Source organism: Micromonospora radicis (genome assembly GCF_003583405.1).
GTDB classification, from domain to species: Bacteria; Actinomycetota; Actinomycetes; order Mycobacteriales; family Micromonosporaceae; genus Micromonospora; species Micromonospora radicis.
Map to the genome: position 1 here is coordinate 73,104 of NZ_QXEC01000006.1, position 18,065 is coordinate 91,168.

17 protein-coding genes and 1 tRNA gene are annotated in these 18,065 nt (G+C 70.8%); 14 read left to right on the forward strand and 4 right to left on the reverse strand.

What is annotated here, in order from left to right; all coding sequences use genetic code 11:
- Positions 1-50: 50 nt before the first annotated feature.
- On the reverse strand, positions 51-1,652 hold the full coding sequence (locus D2L64_RS08625) for an ABC transporter substrate-binding protein (RefSeq protein WP_119574191.1): 1,602 nt from the start codon (positions 1,650-1,652) through the stop codon (positions 51-53).
- A complete protein-coding gene (locus D2L64_RS08630) occupies positions 1,652-2,860 on the reverse strand; it encodes a dipeptidase (protein WP_119574192.1) in 1,209 nt (402 codons plus the stop codon). Before D2L64_RS08630 ends, D2L64_RS08625 begins: the two co-directional genes overlap by 1 nt.
- Positions 2,861-3,078: 218 nt before the next feature.
- Here D2L64_RS08630 and D2L64_RS08635 point away from each other — a divergent pair, with 218 nt between their 5' ends.
- The 7 genes from D2L64_RS08635 to D2L64_RS08665 all read left to right on the forward strand — a co-directional run bounded on the left by D2L64_RS08635 (position 3,079) and on the right by D2L64_RS08665 (position 10,344).
- Positions 3,079-4,122, forward strand: coding sequence for an ABC transporter ATP-binding protein (locus tag D2L64_RS08635; protein WP_119574193.1), 1,044 nt, complete (start codon positions 3,079-3,081; stop codon positions 4,120-4,122).
- Positions 4,109-5,149 (forward strand): ABC transporter ATP-binding protein, encoded by a 1,041-nt coding sequence (locus D2L64_RS08640; protein ID WP_119574194.1) that lies wholly within the window; start codon positions 4,109-4,111, stop codon positions 5,147-5,149. The genes D2L64_RS08635 and D2L64_RS08640 overlap by 14 nt, the downstream gene beginning before the upstream one ends.
- Before the next feature lie 18 nt (positions 5,150-5,167).
- A complete protein-coding gene (rsmA, locus tag D2L64_RS08645) occupies positions 5,168-6,040 on the forward strand; it encodes a 16S rRNA (adenine(1518)-N(6)/adenine(1519)-N(6))-dimethyltransferase RsmA (protein WP_119574195.1) in 873 nt (290 codons plus the stop codon).
- Between the two features lie 91 nt (positions 6,041-6,131).
- On the forward strand, positions 6,132-7,079 hold the full coding sequence (locus D2L64_RS08650) for a 4-(cytidine 5'-diphospho)-2-C-methyl-D-erythritol kinase (RefSeq protein ID WP_119574196.1): 948 nt from the start codon (positions 6,132-6,134) through the stop codon (positions 7,077-7,079).
- A 305-nt stretch (positions 7,080-7,384) separates the two neighbouring features.
- The gene (locus D2L64_RS08655; RefSeq protein ID WP_119574197.1) at positions 7,385-9,187 is read left to right on the forward strand and encodes an ABC-F family ATP-binding cassette domain-containing protein; all 1,803 of its coding nucleotides are present in this window, start codon (positions 7,385-7,387) and stop codon (positions 9,185-9,187) included.
- A gap of 114 nt (positions 9,188-9,301) precedes the next feature.
- A complete protein-coding gene (locus D2L64_RS08660; RefSeq protein WP_119574198.1) occupies positions 9,302-9,757 on the forward strand; it encodes a DUF4383 domain-containing protein in 456 nt (151 codons plus the stop codon).
- 107 nt (positions 9,758-9,864) lie between these two features.
- Complete coding sequence (locus tag D2L64_RS08665) at positions 9,865-10,344, forward strand: DUF4383 domain-containing protein (RefSeq protein WP_119574199.1); 480 nt, start codon at positions 9,865-9,867, stop codon at positions 10,342-10,344.
- Positions 10,345-10,359: 15 nt separating this feature from the next.
- Here D2L64_RS08665 and D2L64_RS08670 read toward each other — a convergent pair whose 3' ends face one another.
- Together D2L64_RS08670 and D2L64_RS08675 are read right to left on the reverse strand one after the other, a co-directional pair.
- On the reverse strand, positions 10,360-11,043 hold the full coding sequence (locus D2L64_RS08670) for a TetR/AcrR family transcriptional regulator (RefSeq protein ID WP_119574200.1): 684 nt from the start codon (positions 11,041-11,043) through the stop codon (positions 10,360-10,362).
- Positions 11,044-11,155: 112 nt separating this feature from the next.
- Complete coding sequence (locus D2L64_RS08675; RefSeq protein ID WP_119574201.1) at positions 11,156-12,118, reverse strand: acyl-CoA desaturase; 963 nt, start codon at positions 12,116-12,118, stop codon at positions 11,156-11,158.
- 134 nt (positions 12,119-12,252) lie between these two features.
- On the opposite strand from D2L64_RS08675, the gene D2L64_RS08680 reads away from it, so the two are divergent.
- From D2L64_RS08680 to D2L64_RS08710, 7 genes are all read left to right on the forward strand, one after another.
- A complete protein-coding gene (locus tag D2L64_RS08680) occupies positions 12,253-12,600 on the forward strand; it encodes a hypothetical protein (RefSeq protein WP_199714474.1) in 348 nt (115 codons plus the stop codon).
- A gap of 83 nt (positions 12,601-12,683) precedes the next feature.
- Positions 12,684-12,754 (forward strand) — tRNA-Gln (locus tag D2L64_RS08685).
- Positions 12,755-12,828: 74 nt separating this feature from the next.
- Positions 12,829-14,313, forward strand: coding sequence for a bifunctional UDP-N-acetylglucosamine diphosphorylase/glucosamine-1-phosphate N-acetyltransferase GlmU (glmU, locus tag D2L64_RS08690; protein WP_119574202.1), 1,485 nt, complete (start codon positions 12,829-12,831; stop codon positions 14,311-14,313).
- 102 nt (positions 14,314-14,415) lie between these two features.
- Complete coding sequence (locus tag D2L64_RS08695; protein WP_119574203.1) at positions 14,416-15,396, forward strand: ribose-phosphate diphosphokinase; 981 nt, start codon at positions 14,416-14,418, stop codon at positions 15,394-15,396.
- Positions 15,397-15,698: 302 nt separating this feature from the next.
- Positions 15,699-16,406, forward strand: coding sequence for a 50S ribosomal protein L25/general stress protein Ctc (locus tag D2L64_RS08700; protein ID WP_119574204.1), 708 nt, complete (start codon positions 15,699-15,701; stop codon positions 16,404-16,406).
- Positions 16,407-16,515: 109 nt separating this feature from the next.
- Positions 16,516-17,106 carry an aminoacyl-tRNA hydrolase gene (gene pth, locus D2L64_RS08705; RefSeq protein ID WP_119574205.1) on the forward strand — a complete coding sequence of 197 codons (591 nt, stop codon included), beginning with the start codon at positions 16,516-16,518 and terminating at the stop codon, positions 17,104-17,106.
- 62 nt (positions 17,107-17,168) lie between these two features.
- On the forward strand, positions 17,169-17,999 hold the full coding sequence (locus tag D2L64_RS08710) for an inositol monophosphatase family protein (RefSeq protein ID WP_119574206.1): 831 nt from the start codon (positions 17,169-17,171) through the stop codon (positions 17,997-17,999).
- Positions 18,000-18,065 lie beyond the last annotated feature (66 nt).

Sequence of the window (18,065 nt, forward strand, 5' to 3'; positions counted from 1 at the left end):
GCGAGGGGCCCCTGCTCTGCCGCAGGCGTCGGCCGGGGCCCCTCCTCCGCTCAGTCGGTGGTGGCCTGGGCCAGTGACTGCGGGTTGACGATGGAGAGCAACTCGCTGGGCTGGACCAGGAAGTTCGACCACTTGGCCGAGTGCGCGAAGGTGAACTCCTCGACGTAGAGCACGTTGTCGTACACCTGGTCGCTGATGATCTTCGCGGCGGCCTGGATGGCGGTCTTCTGCGACGGCTGGTCCAGGTGGGACCGGGACTCGTCGATCAGCTTGTCCAGCGCCGGGTCGCAGGCGTTGGCGTAGTTGATGAAGCCGTCGCACTTGAAGGCCAGGGTCAGGTTGGCCGGCGGGTTCTCCATGATCGCCCAGGAGCCGGCGTAGATGTCGAAGTCCCGCTCCTTGGTCTTGGCCAGGTAGGTGTTGCGCTCCAGGCCCTCCAGCTTGATGTCGATGCCGGCCTCCTTGCTGGAGTCGCGCACCAGCTGGGCCCACTTGGCGATGTTCGGGTCGGCCTGGTCGTAGATCATCCGTAGGCTCAGCCCGTCGAAGAGCCCGTCACCGTTGCCGTCGGTGAACCCCGCCCCGGTCAGCAGCTGCTTCGCCCGCGCCGGGTCGTACGCGTACTCGGTCGCCGAGGGGTCCTGCCACTGCTTGAGGGTGGGAGTGAGCACCGACGAGTTCGACGAGACCGCGGAACCCTGCAACGCCACCCGGCGGATCGCCTCGTAGTCCACCGCGGCGGCCAGCGCCTGCCGTACCTCCAGCTTGTCCAGTGGCTTGCGGGCCAGGTTGTACTGCATGTGCGCCCAGCCCAGCGAGGGGACCTTCACCAGCTTGAGCTTGCTGTCGCCCTCCAGCGTCTTGGCCAGTGCCGGGGGCAGCGCGTTGGCGATCAGGTCGATCTCGCCGTTGCGCAGCGCCAACGCCTCGGTGTTGACGTCCGGGAAGACCCGGAACACCAGCTCGGCGGTCTTCGGGCCGCCGTCGACCAGCGGGTAGTTCGCCACCCGCTTGAGCACGTACCGCTGGCCGCGCTCCACGGACGTCAGCTGGTACGGGCCGGCGGAGACCCAGTCCGCGTCGTTGGCGAACTCGGCGACCTTGCCGACCTTGCTGAACACGTGCTCGGGGACGATCGGCATCCAGAAGCCGACGTTCTCCAGGAACGTGCCGTCGGGCTCGGAGAGGGTGAACTCCACCTCGGTCGGGGAGAGCGCGGTGGCCTCCTGGAACGCCGGGATCAGGCCGGCGACGACGCCGATCTTCTCCGCGGCGATGGCCTTGATGGTGAAGACCACGTCGTCGGCGGTGACCTTCTCCCCGTCGGTCCAGGTGAAGTCGTCGCGCAGGGTCACCTTCGCGCTCTTGCCGTCCGGCGCGTACGCCCACTCGGTGCCCAGGTACGGGGTGCGGGTGCCGTCGAGGCCCATACCCATCAGGCGCGGGTACATCAGGTTGGTGACCCAGGTGTCGGTGCGGCTGTTGCCGACCAGCGGGTTGTAGTTGATCACGTCGGCGGTGGTGCCGATGGTCAACCGTTCGGCGCTGCCGGCGCCGCCACCGGCGTCCGGGTCACTGGGTGAGCAGGCGGTGACCAGCCCTATCGAGAGCAGCCCCACCGCCATGGCGAGGGTACGTGTTGTGCGGCGCATCAGTGCCAGACCTCCTCTAGAACGCGCAGGATGTTGCCCCCCAGGACCTTGCTGATCTCGTCGTCGGAGTAGTCGTGGCCGACCAGCCAGGCGACGATGTTCCAGTAGCACTCGGCCGGGTTCTCCAGGCCGTCCACGTAGGGCACCCGGGGGTGCTCGACGTGCCCGTGTGCCTCGGCGATGGACAGGTGCGCCGCGAAGGTGTCGTGCAGCCCCACGTGGTCACCGAAGAGGGTGTCCGGGCCGAACGCCACGTGGTCGATGCCGACAAGCTCGACGCAGTGGACGAAGTGGTCCATCACCGACTCCAGGCTGTGCCGGGGGTGGGCGGCCGAGAGGGTGGTGTGCGGTGCCGCTTCCAGGCCGATCACGCCGCCGCGCTCGGCGCAGGCGACGATCACGTCGTCGGGCTTCATCCGGTTGGTCGGCCAGACCGTCCGCGAGCCGGCGTGGGTGATGAAGACGGGCTTCTCCGATCGGGCGACCACCTCGGCCGAGGTGCGGTCGCCGGAGTGGGAGATGTCGATGGCGATGCCGAGCCGGTTCATCCGGCGGACGGCCTTCTCGCCGAAGTAGGTCAGCCCGCCGTCGTTGCGTTCCTTGAGGCCGCTGCCGAGGGTGTTGGCCTCGCTGTAGGCGATGCCCATTTGCCGGACGCCGAAGCCGTAGAGCATGTCCAGCCGGTCCAGCTCGTTCTCGATCATGGTGGCGGCCTCGGTGGCGAGCACCAGACCCATCCGCCCGGTCTCGTGCGCGTACCGGATGTCGGCCAGCTTCTCCACCTTGACCAGGAAGTCCTGGTGGGCCACGTCGGAGAGGCGCATCCCCAGGTCGGCGATGACGTCGGTCCACTTCCAGCCCATCTGGCTGGTCACGCAGCAGGTGCCGTCCATCAGGTTGTCGAAGACGGCGGTCATGCCGGAGCGGGCCAGCCCGGCGTAGCCGGTGTGGTGGCGGGCGGTGCGGTTGTAGTCGACGGTCTCCCGGATGTTCTCCGGGAAGACCGAGGGGTGGTCGTGCAGGGAGATCACGATCTCGTTGGTGAGCAGCCGGGTGACCCGCTCGCGCTGCTCGTCGGAGAGCGGGACGCCCTGGTACGCGGGTACCCGGCCGATCTCCGGCACCAGCTTGAACTCCCGGTAGTCGGTGCCGGCCTCCAGGTAGCTGTAGGACGTGTACCCGGTGTAACGCGACGCGGGGTCGAGCACGCGTTTCTCCCTTCGTGTCGGTCGGCCGTCCCGGGGGTGGTGGCGGGAGAATCCGTCATCCGTGGCTGGGGGCGGTGCCGAATCTCGGCGATGTGGAACGAGAGATTGCCAGGATCAGTCGCGGCATGTCAATATGCAGAACAACTTCGGCGTGAATGCCGTGGATCGCGCTAGAAATCGTTACGTGCTGAAATCAGCCGGAAATCAGGGGGCCGGGGATGGCTCGACGGTCAACAGGCACCACCGCCGACGCGGCGACCGGGCACCAGCCGCCCGGAGACGCGCTGCGGGTACGCGGGCTCGACGTCACCTTCACCACCCGACGCGGCGACCTGCCCGCCGTCCGCGGCGTCGACCTCGACATCGCCGCCGGCGAGGTGCTGGTGCTGCTCGGGGAGTCCGGCTCCGGCAAGTCGGTGACCGCGCGGTCCGTGATGGGCCTGCTCGACGGCCCCGGCGTACGCCTCGACGCCGCCGAGATCCGGGTGGCCGGTCACGACATCGTGGGCGGCCGTCCCGACGACGTACGCCGACTGCGTGGCAGCACCATGTCCCTGGTCTTCCAGGACGCGCTCTCCGCGCTCAACCCGGTGCTCTCCATCGGCGACCAACTCGGCGAGGTCTACCGGCTGCACCGGGGCGCCTCCCGCAGACAGGCCCGGGCCGAGGCGGTGGAACTGCTCCGGCTGGTCGGCATCCCCGCCCCCGACCGCCGGGTACGCGACTTCCCGCACCAGTTCTCCGGCGGCATGCGGCAACGCATCCTGATCGCCATGGCCGTCGCCCTCGGCCCCCGGCTGCTGATCGCCGACGAACCCACCACCGCCCTCGACGTGACCGTCCAGGCGCAGATCCTCGACCTCATCGACCGGCTCCGCGCCGAACTCGGCATGGGCGTCCTGCTGATCACCCACGATCTCGGCGTCGCCGCCGAACTCGCCGACCGGGTGGCCGTCATGTACGCCGGGCGGATCGTCGAGACCGGCACGGTCGCCGAGATCCTCGACGCGCCGGCCCACCCGTACACCGCCGCCCTGCTGCGTTCCGTACCCGACCTCGCCGACCCGGGGGAACCGCTGCGGCCGATCCCCGGCAGCCCGCCCAACCTGCTGGCCCTGCCCACCGGCTGTGCCTTCCACCCGCGTTGCCCCCGCGCCGACGACACCTGCCGGGCCACCCGGCCGCCCCGCCGCCCGCTGGCACGCGCCGACCGGACCGCCGCCTGCCACCACGCCGAGGAGGGCGTCGATGCCACCGTCTGAGTCACCCACCGCGCCCACGGCCCCGGCGACCCGCCCCGCCGGGGAGCCACTGCTGGTCGCCACCGGGCTCCGCAAGACCTATCGGGCCGGCCGCGGCCTGGGCCGCAGCGTGCGCGTACACGCCGTCGACGGTGTCGACCTCAGCGTGGCCGCCGGGGAGACCCTCGGCGTGGTCGGCGAGTCCGGCTGCGGCAAGTCCACCCTGGCCCGGATGCTCGTCGGGCTGGAACGTCCCGACGGCGGCAGCGTCCGCTACGCGGGAGACGACGTCGCCACCGCCCGGGGAACCCGCCGCCGCGACCTGCGTCGGGCCGTGCAGATGGTCTTCCAGGACCCGCTCACCTCGCTCAACCCGCGGCTGACCGTGCTCGACCTGGTGGCCGAGCCACTCGACGTGCACAGACTCACCCGGGGGGCCGCCGCCCGCCGCGACCGGGTCGCCGAACTGCTCGACCTGGTCGGCCTCGCACCCGACATGATGCAGCGTTTCCCGCACGAGTTCTCCGGCGGCCAGCGGCAACGCATCGGCATCGCCCGCGCCCTGGCCACCGAGCCCCGCGTCGTGGTCTGCGACGAACCGGTCTCCGCCCTCGACGTCTCCGTGCAGGCCCAGGTGGTCAACCTGCTCGCCGAACTCCAGCGCCGGCTCGGGCTCACCCTGGTCTTCATCGCCCACGACCTCGGCGTGGTCCGGCACGTGTCGCACCGGGTCGCGGTCATGTACCTCGGTCGACTGGCCGAACTCGGCCCCGCCGCCACGGTGTACCAGCAGCCCGCCCACCCGTACACCCGGGCGTTGCTCGGTTCGGTGCCGGTGCGGCACCCCGCCGAACGTGGCCGCCAACGGGTCACCCTCGCCGGTGACCCGCCCAGCCCGGTCGCCCCACCACCCGGCTGCCGGTTCCACACCCGCTGCCCGGTCGCCCAGGACGTCTGCCGGCACAGCGAACCACCCACCGCCACCGACCCCACCGGTCGCCTCGCCACCTGCCACTTCGCCGAGGGCGCGCGGGCGGTCCCCGGCTGACCCGTACGCTGTCACGTTATGGCCGCAGACCTGCTCGGCCCGGCGGAGATCCGGGAACTCGCCGCCCGCCTCGGCGTCGCCCCCACGAAGAAGCTCGGCCAGAACTTCGTGCACGACCCGAACACCGTGCGCCGGATCGTCACCACCGCCGGGCTCACCCCCGACGACGTGGCCCTGGAGGTCGGGCCGGGACTCGGCTCGCTCACCCTGGCGCTGCTGCCCGCCGCCGCGCACGTGCACGCCGTCGAGATCGACCCGACGTTGGCCGGCGCGCTGCCCGACACCGCCGCCCGGCACGCCGGCCCCGACGCCGCCCGGCTCACCGTGCACCACGCCGACGCGCTGCGGATCACCGCCGCCGACCTGACCGACCCGGCCCCCACCGCCCTGGTGGCGAACCTGCCCTACAACGTCGCCGTACCGGTGGTGCTGCACCTGCTCGCCGAACTGCCCACCCTCCGGACCGGGCTGGTCATGGTGCAGAAGGAGGTCGCCGACCGGCTCGTCGCCGGACCCGGCTCCAAGGTGTACGGCATCCCGTCGGTCAAGCTCGCCTGGTACGCGCACGCCCGCGCCGCCGGCAAGGTGCCGCCGAACGTGTTCTGGCCGGTACCCAACGTCGACTCCGGGCTGGTCGCGTTCACCCGCCGCGAGCCGCCCCGCGCCGACGTGACCCGCGCCCAGGTCTTCGCCGTGGTCGACGCGGCCTTCGCGCAGCGCCGCAAGACGCTGCGGGCCGCCCTCGCCGGCTGGGCCGGGGGAGCCGACCGGGCCGCCGATGCGCTGACCGCCGCCGGGGTCGACCCCGGTGCACGCGGCGAGTCACTCACCGTCGAGCAGTTCACCGCCGTCGCCGCGTCGGCCCCGAGCCGTCCGCCCGTCGCGCAGTAGGCTGACGCCGGTACCGGCCGCCTGACATCGCCGAGGAGCTGATCGTGGAGAAGTCGTTCGACATCCGGCCGCGAGTTCGGGATCTCACCCGGTGACCGAGGCCTGGCGACCGGACGACGAGGAACGGCGCGGGGCCAGCGGACCGGTCCGCGTACGGGTGCCCGCCAAGGTCAACCTGCACCTGGGAGTCGGCCCGCTGCGCCGGGACGGCTACCACGAACTCAACACCGTCTACCACGCGATCTCCATCTACGACGAGCTGACCGCGCGGCGTGGGGACACCCTCACCCTGACCATGGAGGGCGAAGGCACCGGGGAACTCGCCCTGGACGACTCCAACCTGGTCATCCGGGCCGCCCACGCGCTCGCCGGATACGCCGGCGTACTGCCGCACGCCCGGCTGCATCTGCGCAAGCAGATCCCGCTCGCCGGTGGCCTCGCCGGTGGCAGCGCCGACGCGGCCGCCGCGCTGGTCGCCTGCGACACCCTGTGGGGCACCGGACTCTCCCGCGAGGAACTGGCCGGCATCGCCGCCGACCTCGGCTCGGACGTGCCGTTCCTGATCCACGGCGGCACCGCCCTGGGCACCGGGCGCGGTGAGGCGGTCAGCCCGGTCCTGGCCCGCCCCACCTCCTGGCACTGGGTCGTCGCCATCGCCGACGGCGGCCTGTCCACCCCGCAGGCGTACCGCGAACTCGACCGGCTCCGCGAGACCGGCGCCGCGGGTCCGCCGCTCGGCAGCACCGACACGCTGCTCGCCGCGCTGCGGCAGCGTGACCCGCGGATACTCGCCCCGACCCTCGGCAACGACCTGCAGGACGCCGCGCTGTCCATGCGTCCGGCCCTCGCCACCACCCTCAAGGCCGGTGAGGCAGCCGGAGCGCTGGCCGGCATCGTCTCCGGCTCCGGCCCCACCTGCGTCTTCCTCACCGCCGACGCCGCCGACGCCCAACGCGTCGCCACCGAGCTGGAGGCCGCCGGGGTGTGCCGCCAAGCCCGCGTCGCCCACGGCCCGGTCCACGGCGCCCGCGTCACCTGACCCGAGCCTCGGTGATGACGTCCGCGGGCTCGGGACGGTCGTCTTCAGGACGCTGATTTCAGGGTGAAATCAAAATTTCACCCTGAAATCATGTCTGCCCACGGATCTGCTTCCGGCCACTCGGACCCCAAGCCCGGCCGCTTGAGCACGAGGCGACGTAAGCCGTCGGCCCGACCGGCCGGGGGCTTACGCGTCCGCGCAGCCCCGGACGTGCGCGGGAGCGCCCAGCGGTCCGCGTACCCTAGGGCCAGGCGTCCCCAGGTGCCCGCCGGCACCGGGACGCCTTGATCATGAGAGGTGGGTTCGTGGCCAACATCGTCAACCTGGACCGGGTGTCCAAGGGCTACGGCGCTGCCGGGCCGCTGCTCACCGACGTCTCACTCGGCCTCGACGACGCCGACCGGATCGGCGTCGTCGGGCTCAACGGCGCCGGCAAGTCGACCCTGCTGCGCCTGCTCACCCGCGCCGAGGAACCCGACGACGGCCGCGTCACCCACCGCCGTGACCTGCGGGTCGCCTGGCTGCCGCAGAACCTCACCCTCAGCCCTGAAGCCACCGTCCGCGACGTGGTCCTCGGCACCGAATGGCTCGCCGAGAGCATGGGCGCCGAACACGAATGGGCCGGCGATGCCGGCGTACGCGCCATCCTCGACGGCCTCGGCATGCCCCACCTCGGCCTCGACGCCCCGGTCGGGCCGATGTCCGGCGGCGAGCGCCGCCGGGTGGCGCTCGCCGCCCTGCTGGTCCGCGAAGCAGACCTGCTCATCCTCGACGAGCCCACCAACCACCTCGACGTCGGCGGCGTCGACTGGCTGGCCCACCACCTGCTCGGCCGCAAGGGCGCCCTGGTGGTGGTCACCCACGACCGTTGGTTCCTCGACGCGGTCTGCACCACCACCTGGGAGGTCGCCGACCAGACCGTACGGGCCTACGAGGGCGGCTACGCCGCGTGGACCCTCGCCCGCGTCGAACGCGAACGCATCGCCGCCGCCACCGAGGCCCGCCGGCAGAACCTGCTCCGCAAGGAGATCGCCTGGCTGCGCCGGGGCGCCCCGGCGCGGACCTCCAAGCCCAAGTTCCGCATCGACGCCGCCAACGCCCTCATCGCCGACGTACCGCCGCCGCGCGACACCACCTCGCTGCAACGGCTGGCCACCGCCCGGCTCGGCAAGCAGGTGTACGACCTGGAATACGTCCGGCTGCACGCCGGCCCCAAGACCATCCTCGAAGACACCACCTGGCAGGTCGGCCCCGGCGACCGGGTCGCCATCCTCGGTGCCAACGGCGCCGGCAAGACCACCCTGCTGCGGATGCTCGCCGGCATCACCCACGCCGACGGCGGTCGACTGGTCACCGGCTCCACCGTCCGGCCCGCCTTCCTCTCCCAGGAACTGCGGGAACTCCCCGGCGAGCTGCGGGTCCTCGAAGCCGTCGAGGAGGTCGCCCGGCGGGTACGCCTCGGCGACCGGGAGATCTCCGCCGCCCAACTCGCCGAGGTGTTCGGCTTCGACGACCGGCGGCTCTGGACGCCGGTCGGCGACCTCTCCGGTGGCGAACGCCGCCGGCTGCAGATGCTGCGTCTGCTCGCCGGTGAACCGAACGTGCTGCTGCTCGACGAACCCACCAACGACCTCGACACCGACACCCTGGCCGCGCTGGAGGATCTGCTCGACTCCTGGCCCGGCACCATCGTGGTGGCCAGCCACGACCGCTACCTCATCGAACGGGTGGCCGACACCGCGTACGGGATGTTCGGCGACGGTCGGCTCGTGCACCTGCCGGGTGGGGTCGAGGAGTACCTGGCCCGCACCGCCCAACGCCCCGGACCCGGTCGGAGCGCGACGCCCACCAGCACCTATACCACCACTGGCGGCACCGGGATGAGCGCCGCCGAGGCACGGCAGGCCCGCAAGGAACTCAGCCGGCTGGAACGGCAGGTCGGCAAGCTGGAGCAGAAGGAAGCGACGCTGCTCGACCAACTCGCCGCGAACGCCACCGACTACACCAGGGTCGCCGAGTTGGATGCCCAACTCAACGAGGTGCGCGCCGAACGTGACCAGCTCGAACAGGCGTGGCTCGCCCTCGCCGAGGAGATCCCGGCGAGCTGAACCGGCCCGGCGGCGAGCAGGCCCACCGCCCCCGGCACCCCGTGTGCGGCGTCACAACCCGGGGTACGGGAGAATCACCGGCGACCCACACCCAACGGCGTTGGAGACACCGACATGGCCCACACCCCCGTCAACCACCCCGCACGGCCGATCTACCGGGCGATCGGCGGGCTGATCGGTCTGTACCTGGTGGTCTTCGGTCTGCTGGGCTTCTTCGCCAGCAGCGGCGGCCCCTTCTTCGGCCAGGGCGACACCCAGGCGCTGGGACAGGGCACCAACCTCGGCTTCTCCCTGTTCAGCATCGTGATCGGCGCCATCGTGCTGGCCGGTACCGCGATCGGTCGCAACCTCGACGTGCTGATCAACCAGTGGAGCGCGTACCTGATCATGGTGGTCAGCCTGGCCGGGCTCGCCTTCCTCCGCACCGAGGCCAACATCTTCAACTTCAGCGTCAGCACGGTCGTCGTACTCATGCTCCTCAGCCTGATGCTGCTGATGGCCGGCATGTACGGCAAGGTCGGCAGCGACGACGAGCACGAGGCGTGGCAGAAGGCCCGACTCGTACTCTGAGTTTCGTCCGTTTCCGGTCGGGGTGGTTGCATCCCGGGTTCGACCGGCACGAGTACCACCCATGGGCGACAATTGTCCGGATTGTTGTCTTCGCGTGGAGGACGCACGTGCCGCACTTTCCGGTCAACCACCCCGCCCGGCCGATCTACCGGGTGCTCTCCGGCCTCATCGGGCTGTACATCCTGGTCTTCGGCGTCTGGGGCACCGCACTGACCTGGGGCGGCCCGCTGTTCGGCCGGGACGGCAACTGGGCCCTCGGACTCCGGACCAACCTGGCCTTCTCGCTCGTCTCCGTGATCTTCGGAATCGTGCTCATCATCGGCGCGTCCCGACGCGGCAACCTCGGCCACTACATGAACCTGACCGCCGGCGTCGTCTTCCTGGTCACCAGCATCCTGATGATGTCGGTGCTGCAAACCCCCGCCAACTTCCTGAACTTCTCCATGTCGACGGTGGTCGTGTCGATGCTCTTCGGCCTGGTGCTACTCGGCACCGGCCTGTACGACCGGGTCGGCCCGCCCGAACACGCCGAGGCCGAACGCAACCGCCGCTACCACCCCGTCGCCGAGATCCACCGCCACCACTGACCGCCCGTCGACCGCTCACCGGCTTGCGCTGATCAACCCCGGCTTCGCCTCCAGGTGCGACAACCCGTTCCACGACAGGTTGACCAGATGCGCCGCCACCGTCTCCTTGCGCGGCTTACGCACCTCCAACCACCAACGGCCGGTCAACGCGACCATGCCCACCAGCGCCTGCGCGTACAACTCGGCCAGCTTCGCGTCGTACCCCCGGCTGGAGAACTCCGCACCCAGGATGTGCTCCACCTGGTGCGCGACATCGTTCATCACGCTGCTGAAGTTGCCGGTCGCGGAGAGCAACGGCGACTCGCGCACCAACACCCGGAACCCGCTCGTCTCCTCTTCGATGTACCCGAGCAGCGCCAACGCCGCCTGCTCCAGCAACTCCCGCGGATCGCCGGCCGTCAGCGCCGTGGTGATCCGATCCAGCAGCGACCGGACCTCGCGGTCCACCACCACCGCGTAGAGGCCCTCCTTGCCGCCGAAGTGCTCGTACACCACCGGCTTGGACACCTTCGCGCGGGACGCCACCTCCTCGATGGAGGTGGCGTCGAAACCACGCTCGGCGAAGATCTGCCGGCCGATCGAGATGAGCTGCTCACGACGCTGCGCCGCCGACATGCGTACCCGCGAGGTCGACTTGCCCGCCGCGGCGCGTACCGGCCGCCGGCGCTTGCTCACCTCGTCGGTGGGAACCTCGGCCATCTCGTCACCTCGCTGGCGCTCGGTGACGCCCTGTCGTGGGATGTTGCCTGCGTTCTGCCCGGTCACCCGAACATACTGCCAGGTAACTTGCCGATTGGCCGTCCGGTCACCGCTACGCGGCCCGGTCCGACGGCTTGACCAGCTTCGCCGCGATCCGCTCCGGCCTCGGCCACCGCACATCCGACGCCGCACCGAACTTCTCGAACAGCCAGATCACCCGCGCCGAGATGTCGATCTGACCCCGCAGCACCCCGTGCCGGGCGCTCGTCGGATCGGCGTGGTGCAGGTTGTGCCAGCTCTCCCCGAACGACACCAGCGCCAGCGGCCAGAAGTTCGACGCCCGGTCACCGTGCCGCATCATGAACGGCCGCTCACCGTACACGTGGCACACCGAGTTGATCGACCAGGTGACGTGGTGCAGCAGCGAGATGCGGACCAGCCCGCCCCAGAACAACGCGGTCAGCGCGCCCTGCCAGGACCAGGTCAACAGCCCGCCCATCAGCGCCGGGCCGAGCACCGAGACGATCACCAGTACCGGGAAGAAGCGGTCCATCCGCCGGATGTCCCGGTCGTTGAGCAGATCGGGCGCGAAGCGCTCCCGGTTGGACAGCTCCCGGCCGAACAACCAGCCGATGTGCGCGTGGAACAGCCCCTTGGTCAGCCCGCGCAGGGTCGCGCCGAACCGCCACGGCGAGTGCGGGTCGCCCTCCAGATCGGAGAACGCGTGGTGGCGGCGGTGGTCCGCGACCCACTGGATGATCTCGCCCTGCACCGCCAGTGACCCGGACGCGGCCAGCGCCACCCGCAGCCACCGCTTCGCCTTGAACGACCCATGCGTGAAGTAACGGTGGTAGCCGACGGTGATACCCAGGCCGGACAGCACGTACCAGAACGCGGCGACACCCACGTCGACCCAGCTGAGCCAGCCGCCCCAGGCCACCGGCACGGCGGCGATCAACGCCGCGAACGGGATCACCACGAACGCCCACAGCGCGACCAGGATGCCGCGCGACTGGGCGCCCTGGGTGAGGGGCTTCGGACCGCTGCTGTGGGAATCGAGAAGGGCGGTGGACATGGCACCTCGCAGGGGGACGGTGGAGATCGCGAAACTACGCCTACGTCACCGTAACTTAGCCCTCGGAAGATCACACCAGGCAGCGACCGCAACGGATGGCCGCAGCGTCCCACCCCGGCCCCGCCCTGCACCGCATGACCGATCCCGCGGCCGAGGTGCGCCGCCTGCGCACCGAGGAGCAGCTCTCCGTCCGCGAGATCCAGGCCCGCGCCAGCCTCGGCCGCAACCGGGTGTACGAGTTGCTGCGCGGCCTCCCACCGCCCGCCCGGACCCGACGCCCCAACGCCAAGGACGACCTGCGTGCCGAGACGGTGGAGCTACGCGCCGCCGCGCCCGCTCGAAGACCACGGTTCGTGAACAGCGACCCGGCGCTGATCGAACTCTTCCTGCGGTTCGCCGAAGCGCTGGGTGAGCATCGCGGCGCCCTGCGGTACCGAGTGGCGATTCACGAGACTGCCGACGTCGAGATCGAGGGATCATGAAGGGAGTGAGCGATGGTGCCCAGGGCTCGGGGCGCTAAGGTGTAGGGGTCCGGCTAGCAATAGCTTTCGTCCGTTTTAGGCCGTCCCGGGTCGTCTAATGGCAGGACGTCAGGTTTTGGTCCTGATTATAGGGGTTCGAATCCTCTCCCGGGAGCTTCCGCTCATCTGCGGCGGATTGTCTGGTTAGCATGGCCGCGAGACTGTCCGCGTCCCGACGGGAGCCACGTCGTGTCCGAGCCCCTTTCCCGCACCGTCGTCGTGCTCGCCGCCGGCGAGGGCAAGCGGATGAAGTCCTCCCTGCCGAAGGTGCTGCATCCGCTGCTCGGCCGGACGCTGCTCGGGCACGTGTTGAGCGCGGCCGAGCCGCTGGCGGCGCAGCGGACGATGGTGGTCGTGGGGCACGGCGCGGACCAGGTCCGGGCGCAGCTGGCCGAGGTGGCACCGGAGGCCGTCGCGGTGCACCAGGCCGAGCAGCTCGGCACCGGTCACGCGGTACGGATCGCGCTGGAGGCGGCGCCGGAGGCCACCGGCACCGTCGTCGTGCTCAACGGCGACGTGCCGCTGCTACGGCCGGAGACGGTCACCGCGCTGGTGGCGGCGCACGAGGGTGAGCGCGCGGCGGCCACCGTGCTGGCCGCCGAGGTGCCGGACCCGACCGGCCTCGGCCGGATCGTGCGGGACGCCGCGGGTCGCCTGGAGCAGATCGTCGAGCAGCGTGACGCCACCCCGGCCCAGCTGGCGGTGCGGGAGATCAACGCGGGCATCTACGCGTTCGACCTGGGCCGGTTGCGGGATGTGCTCGGCAAGCTCTCCACCGACAACGACCAGGGCGAGGAGTACCTGACCGACGTGTTCGGGCTGCTGGTCTCGGCCGGGGAGCCGGTGGCGGTGCACCTGGCGGCCGACCACACCGAGACGCTCGGCTGCAACGACCGGGTGGAGTTGGCGGCGCTGCGGCGGATGCTGCGGGACCGGGTCAACGCGGGCTGGATGCGTGCCGGGGTGAGCCTGCTCGACCCGGAGACGACGTGGATCGACGTGACGGTGGCGCTGGACCGGGACGCGGTGGTGGACCAGAACACCCAGCTGTGCGGCGGTTCGGTGGTCGGTAGCGGCGCGCTGGTGGGTCCGGACGTGACGCTGGTCGACACCGTGGTCGGTGCCGGCGCGACGGTGCTGCGCAGCCACGCGGTCGGTGCGGAGATCGGTCCGGGCGCCAGCGTCGGGCCGTACGCGTACCTGCGGCCGGCCGCGCGGCTGGCCGAGAAGGCGAAGGTCGGCACCTTCGTCGAGGTGAAGAACTCGGAGATCGGCGCCGGCTCGAAGGTGCCGCACCTGACGTACGTGGGTGACGCGACGATCGGCGAGCAGAGCAACATCGGTGCGGCGTCGGTGTTCGTGAACTACGACGGGGTCAAGAAGCACCGCACGGTGATCGGCAGCCACGCCCGGACCGGCGCGGACAACATGTTCGTGGCACCGGTGGAGGTGGGCGACGGGGCGTACACGGCGGCCGGTTCGGTGATCATCGAGGATGTGCCGGCGGGTGCGATGGGCGTGGCTCGGGCGCGGCAGCGCAACATCGAGGGCTGGGTGCGCAAGCGGCGGCCGGGTACGGCGGCGGCGGAGGCGGCCGAGCGGGCCGTGCAGGGTGCGTCTTCGCAGGTGCCGCCCGCAAGTGAAGGTGAGGCAATCCACGGCGCTGGCGAGTGAGTGGGCGTGGTGACCCAGGCGGGAGATACTGCAACCGAATAGTCCCCGGCCGACCACCACCGCAGGCCGGGTACCGCCGACCAAACGGGAGCAGACGGGCCCATGGGCAGCATCGTCGCCGAAAACCGCAAGAGCCTGATGCTCTTCTCCGGACGTGGCTTTCCGGAGTTGGCCAAGGAGATCGGTGAGGTGCTCGGCGTCGCGCCGACGCCGGCCGACGCGTACGAGTTCGCCAACGGCGAGATCTTCGTACGGTTCAAGGACTCGGTACGTGGTTCGGACGCCTTCGTGGTGCAGTCCGTCACGCACGGAGTGAACACCTGGGTCATGGAGACCCTGATCATGGTCGACGCGCTGAAGCGTGGTTCGGCGAAGCGGATCACCGTGGTGCTGCCGTTCTACCCGTACTCGCGGCAGGACAAGAAGCACCGGGGCCGGGAGCCGATCTCGGCGCGGCTGGTCGCGGACCTGTTGAAGACGGCGGGGGCGAACCGGATCCTCACCGTGGATCTGCACACCGCGCAGATCCAGGGCTTCTTCGACGGCCCCGTGGATCACCTCTTCGCGATGGACATCCTGGCCGAGTACGTGGAGCGCCGGTACGCGGGTCGGCCGATGACGGTGGTCGCGCCGGACTCGGGTCGGGTGCGGGTGGCGGAGCGGTGGACCGACCGGCTGGGCGGTTGCCCGTTGGCGTTCATCCACAAGACCCGGGATCCGCTGAAGCCGAACCAGGTGGTGGCGAACCGGGTGGTCGGCGAGGTCGAGGACCGGGTCTGCCTGATCGTGGACGACATGATCGACACGGGGGGCACGATCTGCAAGGCGGCGGACATCCTGAAGGACTCCGGTGCGGCGGACGTGATCGTGGCGTCCACGCACGCGTTGCTGTCGGATCCGGCGACGGAGCGGTTGAAGAACAGCCCGATCAGCGAGGTCGTGGTGACCAACACGCTGCCGCTGCCGCCGGAGAAGCAGCTGGACAAGCTGACGGTGTTGTCGATCGCGCCGTTGTTGGCGCGGGCCATCCGTGAGGTGTTCGACGACGGTTCGGTGACCACGCTCTTCGGTGGTCTGAGCTGATCTGAGCTGTGCGGACGGGTCGGCCGGCTGGGCCGGCCCGTACGGTTTGTCCGTTTGCGGGGGCGCTGCGGGCGGGCCGGTGACGGTGGTACGGGGACTGCCGGAGGTTCGGGAATCCGCTCGGGTAGACTGGTGCGGTTGCCACGGCGAGGGTGCCCTGCGGGCCGCTGAGAAGCGCCGCACGGAGGCACCGTGATCGACGCGGTGCTCCGGGCAGTCGTTCGACGCATGAGCCCCAGCGAGCCCCCCGCCCAGCACCGCCAGACGACAAGCTGCCGTAGCGAAGCATCAGGAGTTTCCCCGTGTCCGAGGTAAAGATCAGCGCCGAGCCCCGTACCGAGTTCGGCAAGGGTGGTGCCCGTCGTACCCGCCGGGCCGGCAAGGTGCCCGCCGTGCTGTACGGCCATGGCGAGAAGCCCAAGCACATCGCGTTGCCGGCTCGTGAGTTCGCCGCGGCGATCCGTAAGGGTGGTGCGAACCAGCTCTTCGCGATCGAGGTCAGCGACGGCACTCAGGCGCTGGCACTGCCGAAGGCGATCCAGCGTGACCCGATCAAGGACACCTTCGAGCACGTCGACCTGCTGCTGGTGCGTCGGGGCGAGAAGGTCACCGTCGAGGTGCCGGTCGAGCTGACCGGTGAGGCGGCGAAGGACACGCTGATCGTGCACGACCACTCGACCCTCTCGGTGACCGCCGAGGCGACCAAGGTGCCGGATCACCTGGAGGCGTCGATCGAGGGCGCCGAGCCGGGTGTGCAGGTCACCGCCGCCGATGTCGCTCTGCCGAGCGGCGTCGAGCTGGCCGCCGACCCGGAGCTGCCGGTCGCGACGGTCACCGCCGCGCCGACCGCCGAGCAGTTGGAGGCGACGCTGCCCGAGGTCGAGGTGGCCGACGCCGAGGTCGAGGCCGGGGTCGGCGAGGAGACCGCCGAGTCGTCCGAGGGCGCCGAGGCCGGCGAGCCGGCTGCCGCGGGTGGCGAGGAGACTGCCGAGGCGAAGACCGAGGCCTGATCGGCTTCGTAGGCTGTGCGACAGGCGTCCCCGTGCTGCGGGGGCGCCTGTCGGCGTATCGGGGTCGGCCGCCGGCCGGCGGCGGGGTGGATGACGGAGGGGACGGACGGTGACGGACGAGACCGGGCCGTGGCTGGTGGTCGGCCTGGGTAACCCGGGCCGGGAGTACGCGGCCAACCGGCACAACGTCGGTTTCATGGTGGCGGACCTGCTGGCGGGGCGGCTGGATGCGAAGTTCGGCCGGTACAAGCGGGCGATGGCGGAGGTCGCGGAGGGGCGGCTCGGGTTCGGCGGGCCGAAGTTGGTGCTGCTCAAGCCGTTGACGTACATGAACCTTTCCGGCGGGCCGGTGGCCAGCCTGGCCCAGTTCTTCAACGTGCCGCCGGTCCAGGTGATCGCGGTGCACGACGAGCTGGACATCGACTTCGGTCAGGTGCGGGTGAAGTTCGGCGGCGGCGAGGGCGGGCACAACGGTCTGCGGTCGATGTCGAAGTCGCTGGGCACGAAGGACTATGTGCGGGTGCGGTTCGGGATCGGTCGTCCGCCGGGACGGCAGGATCCGGCGGACTACGTGCTGTCGGATTTCGGCGCGGCGGAGCGCAAGGAGTTGGACTTCCTGGTGGATCGGGCCGCGGACGTGGTGGAGTCCGTGATCACCAAGGGTGTGGAGCCGACGCAGAACCTGTACCACGGCGGCTGAGGGCGGCGGTCCGGGTGGCGGGTCGGTAGTCTGCGGGTTCGGCGGCGACGGGAGCGTGGAGCATGGGCAGTCCTCCGATGGCCGATGCGGAGTTCGCCCGCTGGTTGGCGGGCCGGGCGGGTGCGGCGCTTGTCGGTTTGCGGGCCGAGTTGGGGTTCGACGATCCGGCTGCGTTGAAGTCGGCGGGGGACAAGGTCTCGCACGATCTGATCCGGGCGGAGTTGGCGCGGTGGCGCCCGGGTGACGCGGTGCTCTCCGAGGAGGACGAGGGGGCCCGGCGGGCGGTCGCGGGTGACCTGCCGGCGGCGGCGGTGTCTCGGTTGACCGCGGACCGGGTGTGGATCATCGACCCGCTGGACGGTACGCGGGAGTTCAGCGAGTCGGGGCGGGCGGACTGGGCGGTGCACGTGGCGCTCTGGGCGCGTACCGCGTCGAGTTCGCACGGGCTGGTCGCCGGTGCTGTCGGATTGCCGGCACAGCATCGGGTGTTGGCCACGGACGATCCGCCCGGCTACCCGCCGATGTCGTCGCAGGCGGGCGCCGGTGACGCCGGGCGGCTGCGGTTGGCGGCCAGTCGGAGTCGGCCACCGGCGTTCCTGACCGGCCTCGCGGCGGAGGTCGGGGCGGATCTGGTGCCGATGGGATCGGCCGGGGCGAAGATCGCCGCGGTGGTGACCGGCGAGGTGGACGCGTACATCCACGCGGGCGGGCAGTACGAGTGGGACTCGGCGGCGCCGGTGGCTGTGGCGACGGCCACCGGACTGCACGCTTCCCGGATCGATGGATCTGCGCTGAAATACAACGAGGCGGATCCGCGTCTGCCTGATCTGCTGGTGTGCCGCAGGGATCTCGCCAGCCGGTTACTTGCGGCGCTGCACCGGCATTGCGGGTAGCCTGGCGCTACTTTCTGACATCCCCGACCGGAAAGGTCTGGAAAGCCGATGAGCGAGCGAATCGAG